This window comes from Paenarthrobacter sp. NPDC089322 (assembly GCF_040684895.1).
Classification (GTDB): domain Bacteria; phylum Actinomycetota; class Actinomycetes; order Actinomycetales; family Micrococcaceae; genus Arthrobacter.
This window is the reverse complement of record NZ_JBFBGW010000001.1, coordinates 163,842-177,593: the sequence shown is the minus strand read 5'-3', so window position 1 is coordinate 177,593 and position 13,752 is coordinate 163,842. Positions and strand designations below refer to the sequence as shown.

10 protein-coding genes are annotated in these 13,752 nt (G+C 64.1%); 4 read left to right on the top strand and 6 right to left on the bottom strand.

The genetic code is table 11. The features are described 5' to 3' along the window. The first annotated feature begins 139 nt into the window (after nucleotides 1-139). The gene (locus AB0N65_RS00820; protein ID WP_364156993.1) at nucleotides 140-3,082 is read left to right on the top strand and encodes an exo-alpha-sialidase; all 2,943 of its coding nucleotides are present in this window, start codon (nucleotides 140-142) and stop codon (nucleotides 3,080-3,082) included. A 33-nt stretch (nucleotides 3,083-3,115) separates the two neighbouring features. Here the strand turns inward: AB0N65_RS00820 and AB0N65_RS00815 are convergent, their stop codons facing one another. The 3 genes from AB0N65_RS00815 to AB0N65_RS00805 are packed head-to-tail and all read right to left on the bottom strand — an operon-like array spanning nucleotide 3,116 to nucleotide 6,098. Beyond that, on the bottom strand, nucleotides 3,116-3,949 hold the full coding sequence (locus AB0N65_RS00815) for an ABC transporter ATP-binding protein (RefSeq protein WP_364156338.1): 834 nt from the start codon (nucleotides 3,947-3,949) through the stop codon (nucleotides 3,116-3,118). Further along, the gene (locus AB0N65_RS00810; RefSeq protein ID WP_364156335.1) at nucleotides 3,946-5,037 is read right to left on the bottom strand and encodes an iron ABC transporter permease; all 1,092 of its coding nucleotides are present in this window, start codon (nucleotides 5,035-5,037) and stop codon (nucleotides 3,946-3,948) included. The genes AB0N65_RS00815 and AB0N65_RS00810 overlap by 4 nt, the downstream gene beginning before the upstream one ends. Beyond that, nucleotides 5,034-6,098, bottom strand: a complete 1,065-nt coding sequence (locus tag AB0N65_RS00805; RefSeq protein ID WP_364156332.1) for an iron ABC transporter permease — start codon at nucleotides 6,096-6,098, stop codon at nucleotides 5,034-5,036. Before AB0N65_RS00805 ends, AB0N65_RS00810 begins: the two co-directional genes overlap by 4 nt. 125 nt (nucleotides 6,099-6,223) lie before the next feature. Here AB0N65_RS00805 and AB0N65_RS00800 point away from each other — a divergent pair, with 125 nt between their 5' ends. Together AB0N65_RS00800 and AB0N65_RS00795 are read left to right on the top strand one after the other, a co-directional pair. Next, nucleotides 6,224-7,231, top strand: a complete 1,008-nt coding sequence (locus tag AB0N65_RS00800) for an iron-siderophore ABC transporter substrate-binding protein (protein ID WP_364156329.1) — start codon at nucleotides 6,224-6,226, stop codon at nucleotides 7,229-7,231. A gap of 376 nt (nucleotides 7,232-7,607) precedes the next feature. Then, nucleotides 7,608-10,697 (top strand): S8 family peptidase, encoded by a 3,090-nt coding sequence (locus AB0N65_RS00795; protein WP_364156990.1) that lies wholly within the window; start codon nucleotides 7,608-7,610, stop codon nucleotides 10,695-10,697. A 72-nt stretch (nucleotides 10,698-10,769) separates the two neighbouring features. Here AB0N65_RS00795 and AB0N65_RS00790 read toward each other — a convergent pair whose 3' ends face one another. The 3 genes from AB0N65_RS00790 to AB0N65_RS00780 are packed head-to-tail and all read right to left on the bottom strand — an operon-like array spanning nucleotide 10,770 to nucleotide 12,729. Then, complete coding sequence (locus tag AB0N65_RS00790; protein ID WP_364156326.1) at nucleotides 10,770-11,159, bottom strand: serine protease inhibitor; 390 nt, start codon at nucleotides 11,157-11,159, stop codon at nucleotides 10,770-10,772. A gap of 54 nt (nucleotides 11,160-11,213) precedes the next feature. Then, entirely contained in the window at nucleotides 11,214-12,098 is an 885-nt protein-coding gene (locus AB0N65_RS00785; protein WP_364156987.1) for a 3-methyladenine DNA glycosylase, read from the bottom strand. A 34-nt stretch (nucleotides 12,099-12,132) separates the two neighbouring features. Next, nucleotides 12,133-12,729 (bottom strand): SSI family serine proteinase inhibitor, encoded by a 597-nt coding sequence (locus AB0N65_RS00780; protein WP_364156323.1) that lies wholly within the window; start codon nucleotides 12,727-12,729, stop codon nucleotides 12,133-12,135. A 144-nt stretch (nucleotides 12,730-12,873) separates the two neighbouring features. Between AB0N65_RS00780 and AB0N65_RS00775 the strand changes: the two genes are divergently transcribed. Next, a complete protein-coding gene (locus tag AB0N65_RS00775) occupies nucleotides 12,874-13,743 on the top strand; it encodes an alpha/beta hydrolase (protein WP_364156320.1) in 870 nt (289 codons plus the stop codon). The last annotated feature ends 9 nt before the right edge of the window (nucleotides 13,744-13,752 follow it).

Below are 13,752 nucleotides of genomic sequence, written 5' to 3'. Positions count from 1 at the left end.
CCGTTGCCCCTTGGGAAGTCGCCCCTAGCAATGTGACGGTCAACACTTTATGGTTGTAGGACGTTCGACGTCGCACGTGGCATGAGAAGGTCACGTGACGTCGTTCGACATCATTGGCATCCCGGAAGGAACAAAGGATTTGAGATTCCCTGCATCCCCGCTCGCCCGCATCACTGCAACAGGATTCCTTGGTTGTGCCCTGCTTGCCGGACTTGGTCTCCCTGCGACGGCAGCCCCCATCCCCCCGAATACGCCCACCACGCCCCCAGGTACCTTCACGGAAGCCAACCTTGCCGCCGACAGGACGGCAGCCAATTTCTTCTACCGGATCCCCGCGCTGGCCTACCTGGGCAACGACGTGGTCCTGGCCGCGTGGGACGGCCGCCCCGGCAGTGCCGCGGATGCGCCCAACCCCAACTCGATCGTCCAGCGCCGCAGCACGGATGGCGGCAAGACCTGGGGCCCTGTGCAAGTGATCGCCGCCGGTCACGTGGCGGATGCCAGCGGGCCGAAGTATGGCTACAGCGATCCCTCGTACATCTATGACGCCGAAGCCAAAAAGGTCTTCGCTTTCTTCGTCTACTCCAAGGACCAGGGTTTCGGCGGCAGCCAATTCGGCAACGACGATGCTGACAGGAACGTCATTTCCTCGGCGGTCATCGAGTCCATGGACGGTGGCGTCACCTGGAGCCAGCCGCGCCTCATCACCAACGTCACCAAGCCCGGAACCAGCAAGACCAACCCGGTGGCCGGCGATGTGCGGTCCAACTTTGCCTCGTCCGGCGAGGGCATCCAGCTCAAGTACGGCCCGTACAAAGGCAGGCTGATCCAGCAATACGCCGGCGATGTCCGGCAGGCCGACGGCACCAATAAAATCCAGGCCTACAGCGTCTACTCGGACGACCACGGAGTGACGTGGAAGAAGGGCGCCAACGTTGGCGACCGCATGGATGAGAACAAGACGGTGGAACTCTCAGACGGCCGCGTACTTTTGAACTCGCGGGACAATGCCAACCAGGGCTACCGCAGGGTGGCCGTTTCCACCGACGGCGGCGTCACCTATGGGCCGGTTACGCAGGACACTGAGTTGCCTGATCCCGCCAACAACGGAGCCATCGCCCGCATGTTCCCTAACGCGGCGCAGGGTTCAGTCGACGCGAAGAAGCTCATTTTCACGAACGCCAACTCCAAGACTGGCCGCGAGAACGTCTCCGCCCGTGTCTCTTGCGACGACGGCGCCACCTGGCCGGGCGTCCGCACCATCCGCCCGGGGTTCTCCGCATACTCCACGGTGACCCGCATGGAGGACGGCAAGTTTGGCGTGCTCTACGAAGGTAACTACACGGACAACATGCCGTTCGCGAAGTTCGACGACGCCTGGTTGAACTACGTCTGCGCACCGCTCTCCGTACCCGCTGTCACCACAGCCCCCGGCGCGACGCAGCAAGTCCCGGTGACCATCACCAACCAGGAAGCCACCACGCTCTCCGGCGCGACCGCCAGCATCTACACTCCCATTGGATGGTCGGCCACCACGGTTCCTGTCCCGTCCCTGGCGCCGGGTGCCTCTGCCACGGTCAGCGTGGCGCTCACCGCACCCGCCAACGCCAGCGGACCGCAAAACCTGAACGCAGTATTCACTGCCGCGGATGGCCGGGTTTCACAGTTCACCTTCACTGCCACCGTGCCGGTAGCACCGCAGGTGGGCCTCACGATCACCGGCAGCGCACCGGCCCGCGACGTCGTCGCCAGCCCTTACCAGGCGGGCGAAGTCCTCAACTATTCCTTCACCGTCAAGAGCACGTCCACCGTCACGGCCAACTCCGTTCCCGTCTCCGGCACGTTCGACTCCGGCTTCCTGCCGCCGTCGGCCCCCAACTGCCGGTACAACAACCTGGCCGCAGGTGCCAGCTACACCTGCACCACCGCCAAGCACGTGATCACGGCCGCCGACATCGAGCGCGGGTACTTCCTCCCGGAAGCCACCTTCAGCATCACGTCAAGCACGACGCCGTCACTCACCAAGACGGTGCCGTTTAGCGGCGCCGCGGTCGCCTTGCGTGACGGCCTGGTGGCAGCCGACATCAGCGGGGCGCGTGCCGACGTCGGGCGTGACCTCGCGAGCCAGCCCTACGCTGCCGGTGACCTTGTCCCGTATACCTTCACAGTGAAGAACACGAGCCCCCTGACGGAGAAAGTGGTTCCCACGGCAGGCAACTTCACCCCCTTCCTCCCTGACGGTCCGGGCAACTGCAGATACCTGTCGCTGCCGGCCGGCCAGAGCTACCAGTGCGCGACGCCGCGCCACACAGTGACCGCCGGCGAAGAGGCCCAGGGGTTCTTCGTTCCATCCACCACGTGGGAGGTCAGTGCAGCCGGCCAGGGCATCAGGACGTACGAGGTCAACGGAGGTGAGGTGGACCTGAAAGTCCGCGACGCTGCGCTCAGCGCCACCGTGACCGCCGAGTGGAAGGACGCCGACGGGGACCGCTACGCGAGTGCGGGCGACCCCGTGACCTACACCTACACTGTGGGCAACGCAGGGAATGTGGCGGTGTCCGGAGTTGAGGCCCCGGAAGCGGGCATCTCCGAGGATCTCCTTCCGGCCGGGGAAACTGTATCCACAACCAGCGAGCATGTGCTGACAGCTGCCGACGTAGCGGCGGGCGGCCTGAATGCTGTGTCCTTCGAAGCGACGGCACGCAACGGCTCCAAGGAAGTTGCTGTCGCTGCCGAGGGCGAGCCGCTGGTCCTTGATGTGCAGCCCGAACAGCCAACGCTTGAGCCCCGGCTAATTGTCCAGGACTTCGAGGAACGGGTGGCACCGGTTGATTTCGGCACAGCGGACAAGTACCGCAACGGCCAAAAGGTGACCTTGGAGGGCCTTGAATATGGCCAGTGGTACTACGTGTACCTGAACAAGACCAGCTATCGGCTTGGATGGATCTTCCCCACCACGGATGACACGGTGGAATTCATCCTTCCCGCGGACGTAAACAACGGGCGGGACGACGTTGTGGTGCTGGATAAGGACGGCGCCGAGGTGTCCTTTGATCGCTTGCAGGTGACGCCGAAGGGCTGACGCAAGCTGTGCCGCGGATCCGGTCCGGGTGGGCTAGCCTGCCCGGACCGCTGCGCCTGCCCGGACCGATGCGCCGAGGGGGATGACGTGGGGTCGCCCGTCGGTTGGTTCATTGATGACGTGGGCATTGAGCTCAAAGACCTGCTGTAGCAATTCGGGGGTGACCACGGCTTCCGGTGTTCCCTGGGCGATGATCCTGCCGTCCTTCATGGCCACCATATGGTCGGAGTACCGCGCGGCGAGCGAGATGTCGTGCAGGACCATCACCACAGTCCGCTGGTGTTGGCGATTGAGGCGGCGGACGAGTTCCAGGACGTCCACTTGGTGGGCCAGGTCGAGGTAGGTGGTGGGCTCGTCCAGCAGCAGGATGCCGGTTTCCTGGGCGAGGGTCATCGAGATCCAAGCGCGTTGACGCTGACCTCCGGAGAGGTCCTCCAGCGGAGTATCGGCCAGTTCACTGATGTCCGTGGCTGCCAAGGCCTCTTCGACGACGGTTTGGTCTGCAAGGGAAAACTGTTGGTACCACTTTTGGCGGGGGTGCCGTCCACGCGACACCAGGTCCGCCACGGTGAGGCCTGAGGGTGCCGTAGGGGTTTGCGGCAGCACGCTGATCTTGGTGGCGATGTGCCGTGTGGACTGCCCGGCCAGCGGCCCTCCGTCCAGAAGCACCTGCCCGGAGCGTGGCTGAAGCAGCCTCCCGAATCCGCGCAACAGGGTTGATTTGCCGCAGCCGTTGGGCCCGATGATGGACGTGACCTGGGCATCGGGGATCGCGAGGGTAAGATCCTGGATGATGTCACGCCCGTCGTAGCCCAGGGTGAGGTTCTGAGCCTGAAGGCGGCCCTGGGACTGTGGGGGGTTGTTCAACTTAGCCTCCGTTGGTACTTCAGGAGCAGGTGGATCAGGAATGGGGCACCGAGCACTGCGGTGGCGACCCCGACCGGCAGCGGTGCACTCAAAAGGTTCGCGGAGGCTGTATCGGCCAGCAGTACGAAAACGGCTCCGACAAGGGCAGAAACACCAACAGGGGGAATGACGCTTCCGGTGAGGGATCTGGCGATCTGTGGGCTGGCAAGGGCTACGAAAGCGACGGGACCGGCGATCACAGTGGCGAGCGATGCCAGGAGAACCGCGATGGTCAGGACCGACAACCGTACCGCGCCAATACGGGAGCCCAGGCCTACGGCGGTATCTTCGCCGAGGCTGGTCAATACCAGCCAGCGTCCGCTGACCATGGCGGCCGCAATCAGGACGACGGCCGCCAGCGCCATCGGCTGGACGGTTTCCCAGTCCTTTCCGTTGAGTGATCCCATCATCCACGTCAGCGCCTGCGCAGCGCTTGTCACGTCACCAAGCGTGAGGATCCATGTAGTCAGGCTTGCTGCGAGGCCCGATATTCCCAGACCGGAGAGCACCAAACGGTAACTGTCCAGGCCGCGTCGGTACGCGAGCAGGTAGACAGCCACACCGCTGACGATGCCGGCCGCGAAAGCTGCCACGGGCATGCCGATGGTCGCTGCGACACCGCTGAGTCCTGCATGGCCGCCACCGGCAATGACGAGCACCGCGACTGCACCGAATGAGGCTCCAGCCGTAACGCCGAGCAGGTCCGGGCTTGCCAAGGGATTGCGGGCAACAGTTTGCGTGATGGCGCCGGCAGCCGCGAGTGCTGCTCCAACAACTACGGCTGCCACCATCCTTGGCGCCCTGAACTCCGTCACCGCAAGGTGCGTGCGCGGATTGCCCGCATCGCCGAACAGGGCTCGCAAGACGTCGGGATAGGGCAACGGGGTTCCGCCGAAGGCGACGTGCAGCGCCATCGCTGCAAGGAGGGCCAGCGCCAAGGCGCCGGCCACCATCACGATGCGCACGTTCAGCCGGATGGACACCGGCCCCATCCGCAGTGCCCTGATGGGCACTGTGCGGGGTGGAGTCTTGGTATCGGTCAAGGTCATAGCGTTGCCAACCTGCGTTTGCGGGCCAAATGAATGAAGAAGGGCGCCCCGATGACAGCCAGGACAACCCCTACCGAGAGTTCGCCGGGCCTCGCGATGATCCGCCCGGCCGTATCTGCCAGGAGAAGGACAGTGGCGCCCGTTACGGCTGAAACGGGCATCAGAAGGCGGTAGTCCGGACCGGTCAGCGCGCGGGTGAGGTGCGGAACCAGCAAGCCGGCGAAGGCAATCGGACCCGCCAGTGTGACTGCCGACCCTGCCAGCAACGTGACTGCCGCAATCCCGGCGGCACGTGCCCTGAACACGGAGATTCCCAGCGAAACCGCGGTATCCGCTCCGAGAGCCAAGGCGTTCAACGGGCGGATGTTAAAGACAGCCAAAGCCGTTCCCACGACAATGAACGGCCAGACCATGGAAGCGACATTTCCCTGTCCAGCCAGGGAACCCACCTGCCAAAACCGCAAGGTGTCCAGGGCTTCATCATTGAGCAGGACGATCCCGGCAACCAGTCCGGAACACAAGGCGGTGACCGCGGCTCCCGCCAGAACCAAGGTCACGGGAGTGGAACCATGGCGGGCTGCGGAACCGATGGCGAAGACGAGGATGCTGGCGGCGAGCGCTCCGACGAAGGCAAGGCCTGCCTGGGTCAACACCGGTACATCCCCAACCAGGGCCGTCGCCGCCACTATGGCCAACGCGGCGCCCTGATTGATTCCCAGAAGCCCGGGATCAGCAACGGGGTTCCGCGTATGCCCCTGCACCAAGGTCCCTGCCAGTCCGAGGCATATGCCGGCTACGATGCCCAGGACCGTCCGCGGCCACCGAAGCTCGCGAATGGTGACGTCCATGACGCTTCCGTCAGGGGTAAAGACGGCATGCCACGCGTCCTGGAGCGAAGAAGGCTGACCGCCGATGCAGATACTCAAAACAACGGCCGCCATGAATGCAGGTACTGTTGCCGCGACCCACCACCCGGCACGTCTGCGGCTGCTGCGAGCACCCTGCGCCGGTGCCGTCCGCCGCGTCACTCCCGGGGCAGGGGCGGTGTCCAGTGTCTTCACGTCTTCCTTCTATTACGTCAAGTAATCATGCGGTAATTCCCCAAGTGCTGCTACAGTCTACGGCAGGCACAGGTAAGGCTTACCTAAATGTCCGATCTTCGTCACATCTTTTCGAAAGTGATTCCGTGAAAACACGCATCCTCAAGCAGCTCGGTGTCCTCACCGCCGGGCTCGCCCTCATGGCCACATCGGCTTGCGGCGCCCCGGCCGCCTCCACCCAGCCCGCCACCACACCGTCCGCGGAAGCCGCAGGTTTCCCGCTGACCATGGAGCACACCATGGGCTCCACCACCATCGAATCGGTGCCCAAGCGCGTCGTTGCCCTGGACCCCAGCTACATTGACGCGACGCTCCTGCTTGGTGCCGACCTGGTGGGCTACGTCCAGTACCGGCAGGACCCGAAGTCGCCCTTCGCTCCCTACCTCGGCGATGTAGCGGATGCCACCAAGGATTCAGTCAACGTCGGCACCCTGGCCGAGCCCAATCTGGAGAAGATCCTCGAACTCCAACCGGACCTGATCGTCTCAGCCAAGGTGCGCCACGAAGCGTTGTACCCGCAGCTGTCCAAGATCGCTCCCACCATCTTTTCTGTCAGCACAGGGCCTACGTGGAAAGAGAATGTCGTCTTCCTCGGTGAGGCGTTGGGCAAGAAGGACAAGGCCGAAGAGCTCGTCAAGTCCTACGAAGAACGTGCGCAGAAAGTTGGTGAGGCCATCCTCGCCAAGAAGCCTGACGCTACCTATTCGCTGATCCGGTTCACCGGCGGGGACACCGCGCGCTTGTACTCGTCCAACTCCTTCATCGGCGAGATCATGTCCGACATGAACATCCCGCGCCCGAAGGATGCCCCTGACAGCGAGAAGGAAATCTTCGTCCCACTGTCCTCCGAGCAGATCCTTGAAGGCGACGCACAGCTGGTCTTGGTCAGCGCTTACACACCGCCGGGGGCCGAGGGTGACAAAGCCCGCGCACAGCAGGAAGCCTTCCAGTCCAACCCGCTGTGGCAGCGGCTGCAGGGTGAGGTCAAGCAGGTTGACGACGGAACGTTCCTCGCCTCCGTCAGCATCCAGGGTGCCCACGCTGTGATCACTGAACTGGCCAAGCACTACGGCGTTGACCCGCTAGAGCCGTAACCGTCCGGCCATCCGCTGAATCTCCTTGCGCCCTCCGGCGCACCACGATCGCGGCGCACCACGCATCCCGGCGTCCTATTTGGACGTCGGGATGCGTTCTTTTGGCTGCATTATGACAAGACAAAATTCACAAAGTGTGCTGTATGTCATATTTTCCTCTCACTCTGTACTCTGTGACTCGGTTGGTTGCTTAGTTTTGACAGGACCTGTCAAAAGGCAACCAACTCCAGTTGACAGGCCACGGCGATGGAGCCCTGGCCTTACTCAGTGAAAGGTGCAAGCACTCGTGAACTCACAAGGAAAGAGCTTCGTCAGAAGCGGGGGGCTTCGAAAGGCAGCGGCACTCGCCGTTGGGTTGCCTTTGCTGCTCTCTTCCATGGCGTTGCCGGCCCAGGCCTCCCCGGCCCAGGAGAATGCGCCCGGGAACGTTGCAGGCGTGGCCAAGAAGAACCTTGACCCCAGCGCCTATAAGGACGGCCGCTACATGGTTGTCCTCGCGGAAAAGCCTGCGGCTACTTACGACGGCGGCACCCCGGGTCTTGCGCCGACCAAACCGGAGGAGGGCAAGAAGCTCGACGCTGACAGCACCGAGGTGAAGGAGTACCAGGTACACCTTCAACAGCAGCAGCAGGAAGTGGCGAAGCGGGAAAACGTCACGATTGAACGCGACTTCACCACCGCCGTCAACGGCTTCAGCGCCAACCTGACGGCGGACCAGGCCATCAAGCTGGCCAAGGACCCCAAGGTCCTGCTGGTAGCACCTGACACCCAGTACGCCCCCGACTACTCCACCACCGACTTCCTGAAGCTCAGCGGACCCAACGGCACGTGGGCCACCCAGTACGGTGGGCAGGATAACGCCGGCAAGGGCACCGTTGTTGGCGTGATCGACACCGGTTACACGCCGTCCAACCCGTTCTTCGCCGGAGAGCCCGTCGGCCCGCTGACAGGCAACCCCGAGGTCGGTGTCCCGTACCGCACCGCCGACGGCAAGATCGCCATGCTGAAAGCCGACGGCGACACCTTCATCGGTGAATGCCAGCCCGGCACGGGAACCGGCGCGGACTATGACGGCAGCGCGTGCAACTCCAAGGTGCTCAGCACCCACTACTTCGCCGACGCCTTCCTCGAAACCGTTCCCGAGGAAAACCGTGCCCCCGAGGAAGTCATCTCCCCGGTGGACGTGGACAGCCACGGCACGCACACCGCCAGCACGGCCGCAGGCAACGCCAACGTGGAAGCCACGGTGGACGGTCGAAGCTTCGGCATCACCAGCGGCGTCGCACCGGCCGCCAAGCTCTCCATCTACAAGGTGTGCTGGGAAGACACCGATCCTTCCACCGGCGGCTGCTACGGCTCCGCTTCAGTTGACGCGATCGAACAGGCCATTCTGGACGGCGTTGACGTGCTGAACTACTCGATCTCCGGCTCGGCAACGTCCACCACCGATCCCGTTTCGCTGGCGTTCCTTTCCGCCGCGTCCGCCGGGATCTTCGTGGCCACGTCCGCAGGCAACTCCGGACCCACGGCCAGCACCGTCAACCACGGTGCACCCTGGCTGACCACCACTGCCGCCACCTCGTTCTCGCAGGAACTTCAGGGCACGGTCGAATTCTCCGATGGCAGTAAGTTCCGCGGAGCGAGCATCATGAACCGCGAGGTGACCGGTGCCGGCGTCGTGCTTTCCACGAACGCTGCCAGCGGAGAAGGCGACGCTGCGCTCTGTGCCCCCGGGTCCCTGGACCCTGCCAAGGTGGCCGGCAAGGTTGTTGTCTGTGACCGTGGCGTGGTGGACAGGACCGCCAAGAGCGCCGAGGTGCTCCGCGGCGGTGGCGTGGGCATGATCCTGGTGAACCTGACGGAATCGTCGCTGGACACCGACAAGCACGCCGTTCCCACCGTCCATGTGAACCCGCCCGCGACGCAGACCATCAAGGACAAGGTCTCGGCCAACCCCGCTGTTACCGTTTCCCTGCTGAACCGCGACACCACGGGCCTCCCGGCCGAAGCCCAGCCGCAGATCGCCGGTTTCTCTTCCCGCGGGCCTCTCCTCGCCACCGACTCGGACCTGCTGAAGCCTGACGTTTCCGCCCCCGGGGTTGCTGTTCTGGCGGGTGTGTCGCCCATTGCCACCGGCGGCGAAAACTTTGGCTTCCTTTCCGGAACGTCCATGGCATCACCCCACGTGGCCGGTTTCGGTGCCCTCATCCTGGCAAAGAACCCGCAGTGGTCCCCGGCCACGGTGAAGTCGGCCATGATGACCACCGCCGGCCAGGTGAAGCTGGCCAACGGTTCCCCGAACAAGGACGTCTTTGCCACGGGTGCAGGCCAAGTGGACCCCGCCAAGGTGCTGTCGCCGGGCCTCGTGTACGACGCAACCACGGAGGACTACCTCAAGTTCATCCAAGGCACAGGCATGGATCTGGGCATCGAAGGACTGGGAACCACCCAGCCGAGGGACATGAACGTCCCGTCCTTCGCGCTCGGTAACCTGGCCGGCAAAATCGAGGTCACCCGCACCGTCACCGCGCTCACACCAGGCATGTACCGCGCCACCGTCAACGTTCCCGGCGTCAACGTCAAGGTCACACCGTCTGTGCTGAACTTCGGTGCTCCGGGCGAAAAGAAGACGTTCAAGGTGCAGTTCGAGAACAACAACGCCGCCCTGGGCAAGTTCGCCATGGGATCGCTGAGCTGGCAGGGCGCCAACACGACCGTTACTTCGCCCATCGCCGTCCGTCCGCAGTCCGTCATCGCGGACAAGGCGCTGGCCTTCACCGGCACCGGCCCCAACGGTTCGGGCACCATCAACATCGTCTCCGGCACCAACCTGCCCGTGGGAGTAACGGTTGATGGTTTGTCCAAGGCGGATTCCTCGGCCATTGAACTGGTCCCGGGCCCCTTTGCCGGCGAAACCAATGCATCCAACTTCGTGAAGAAAGTGACGGTAGGGGAGGGCAGCGCCTTGGCCAAGTTCTCGGTCATCTCCTCTGACGAGGCCGCGGACTTCGACATGCTCGTCCTGACCCCCGCCGGTCAGCAACTCCCCGCAGCCACACCATCGGCAAGCGAATCGGTGACAGTCCCCAACCCGGCCCCCGGCGATTACTACGTCTTCGCCAACCTGTACGCCAGCCCCACCAACCAGCCCACCAAGGCAACGGTTGATGCTGCGGTCCTGGGAGCCAACGAGGGCAACGCCACCGTGACCCCGAACCCGATCCGCCTCGCCAACGGCAAGGCCGGCACCATCTCCTTGAACTGGACCGGCCTGGAACCGGGCTCCTACATTGGTCGCCTGACCTTCGCCGGAACAAGTGAACCGAGCTTCGTCACAGTAGTGGTGAGCCCGGGGGGAACCGCCGTCATTCCGGACGCGGAAGACCCGAAGAAGGAGAAGAAGGACAAAAAGGACCACGGCAAGATCCGCGGTGACGAGCCCACGCAAAGCAACAACGCCGGCTAGGTCCATCTCCTCGCGCTACGTAAACGGCAGTGGCCGGCGGAAGATCCCGCCGGCCACTGCCGTTTCGTGTACTCAGGAGGCGCCGGTTGAACCGCCTGTGCCGCCCAGGAGCGGGGAAATGCTGCGCCAGCGGGCGATCTCGCAGCCATCGGTCCGGCTGAAGGTGCTGTCTACCCTTCGGCCGCGGAACCACCCCGTCACCCGGGCGACCTGCGGACCGCCGTACTGTTGCGTGCAGGTCCGGTCCGGCCGTGGAACCGGAAAGAAGGCTTCCTCGCCAAACTGCTCGACGGCGGCCAGCGCCGCAGGCGCGTCCGGAAGGTTCGACTGAATCGAACCCGGGTCCGGCGAAAGTACGCCGTCTACCGACCGGAGGCGGAACTCCCGTGGCTCAGCGCCGGGTGCCTCTGTCAGCGCGACCGTCAGGTCGACGTCGTACTCGCTGTTCTGCGTGGAATCCATGGTGACCTTTCGCTGGTGGCGGCGGGGTGCCCGGGCAGTCCACGCTGGGCCGGATCAGCCCGGCTGCAGCGCTTCCAGGAGCGGCTGAACTGCCTGAAGCACGCGGGCACGCAGCTCTTGGGATTCTGCTGCGAAAGCCCTCTGGTATTCAACGTACTCGGCTTTGCCCTGCGGTGTCTCGATCCTGATGGGCGGGTAGCCCCATTCTTCGAGATCGTAAGGGGAAGCCTGCATGTCCATGGTGCGGATCCGCCACGACAGTTCAAAGCAGTCCATGACAAGCTCGCCGGGCAGCGCCGGAGTCAGCTTATAGGCCCACTTGTACAGGTCCATGTTGGCGTGCAGGCAGCCGGGTTGCTCCATGTTGCGCTGGTTTTCCCGGGTGGGCGCGAGCTCGTTGAGGGGAACGGCGTCCGGCGTATAGAAGCGGAAGGCATCGAAGTGTGAACAGCGGATGCGGTTCTGCTCCACCACCTCATCCGTCCCCTCGCTGCCGAGCCGCAGCGTGAGGTACTCGTGGCGGAGGTCGAACTTCTCCTGCCGGTACACCATGGCCCATTCGTGCAGGCCGAAACAGCCGAACTGTGCCGGCCGCTTCGCCGTGCCTCCCAGGATGATTCCGGCAAAGCTGACGGCTTCGGCGCGTTCACCCAGGAAGCGTGACCGGTCAAAGGTGACGGCCGGCGTACCCGGCGGCAGGCCGACGCCGGCGAGGTCGCCGTCGTCGAGCAAGCGGTAGAACTTCCAGTGTGCGCGTTCCAAGGCACGTTCGCCGCTGAGCACCGTCCCGTCGCCCGGGTGCCATCGCAACAATTGCCCCGGTTTCTGAGTGTAGTACGTGAAAAGGAAGTCCTCCACGGGGTGTTTCTTCCCCGCCGAGCGGCGCGCAAGATACGGATCCGCGTAACGCGCGACGCGGGCATGATGGGCAGCCTCCAACCCGAGCCATTGCTCCTGGGGGAGGTGCTGCGGCCTACGCTGCTCCACCGCTGGAACCCAGGATGCTGCTGACCGCGTCCCACATGGCAATCCGGCAGCCGTCGGTGCGGCTGAATTGAGCCGCCACCTCCACGCCGTTCACGGCGCCGGTGACTTTGGCTGTTTGGGGGCCGCCGTACTGCTCCGTGCAGGCCTGATCTGTCTTCACGGGTGCAGGGTTGAGCAGCGACGGATTGTTCTTCAGGGCAGTGCAGGCTGCCGCCGCCGTTGGGTGCTTGGACTCGGCGGCCGGTGCGCCGTCAACGCACACGAGCGTGAAGTTCCTGGGTGTGGCCTCGGGCGACTCCAGCAACGTGATGGACAATTCGGCGTTGCCCTGCCCGGGCGTCGGAGCCGTGCCGGGGAGGCTGGGGTTGGGGCTGGTGTCCTCCGGGCCGAGCGTGGTGGGAACCTGTGTGGGTGTGTTGCTTGGGCTGGTTGGGCCACTGGGGCTGGCGGACGACGGCGGCGTGGACGTTGGGCTGCCCGTCCCGCCTGGCGCGGGGGTGCTCGAGCAGGCAACGAGTCCACCGCCCGACAGTCCGGCCACGGTCAGGACTACCAGTGCGGAACGAACGAATCGCGATCGCATCGAAATCTCCTTGGTTGCCGTCCATTTTACGCTGTGGGATCAGCCCTGCCGCTCGGAGCCCCGGAGGACTAGCCTGTTGCTCGGGTGTTGCATCGGGTGTGGTCGCTGGAATTCGGGCGACCGGAAGCACGGAGGAGGATTCGGGTGGAACAGTGGGCGCAGGATGCGGAACAGCGCGCGGGGCATGATCCCGCGACGGGATATGCCCCCGTCAACGGACTTCAGATGTATTACGAACTGCATGGCGACGGCGGTACGCCGCTGTTGCTGCTGCATGGAGGCTTGTTTGATATCGAGCAGCAATTCGGCCCTTTGATCCCCGGCTTGTCGAAGGGCCGGAGGGTTATCGCTACGGACTTCCAGGGTCACGGCCGGACCAACGACATCGAGCGGCCTTTGAACACCCGGGATCTTTCATCGGATGTCGTGGGGCTTTTGGATCATTTGGGGGTGGGTCAGGTTGATGTCTTTGGGTTCAGTGTGGGCGGGGCAGTCGCGCTGCACCTGGCCATCAATCATCCGGAACTGGTCCGCAAGCTTATCGTTTCCTCGGTGTCGTTCCGGCCGGAGGGCGACAGGGGTGAAAACACCGATGCGGTGGCATCGATGACCGTTGACATGATCGCCGGCACGCCTATGGAGTCACGCTATCTCGCTGTCTCTCCCCATCCCGACCGCGAGCACCTGCAAGGACTGCTGGACAAGCTTGGAAGCTATGACTCAGGTGGTGGCGGATGGAGCGACGATGAAATCCGGGGCATCGAGGCACCTACATTGATCACCGTTGGCGATTGCGACATGGTCAAGCTCGAGCACGCCGTGCGGTTCCTCCAGCTTCGGGGCGGGGACGTGAACGGTGATTTTGAGGGTGTGCCGGCGTCCCAGCTCGCGGTCTTTCCCGGCACAACACACTTCTTCGGGCTGGCAAGGACAGCCCTGGTGCAGGATGTCGTGACAACTTTCCTGGACGCGCCTCCAGCGGCTGGATACCAGGACGTTCAGGGCCAGGACTAGCCATCCCGG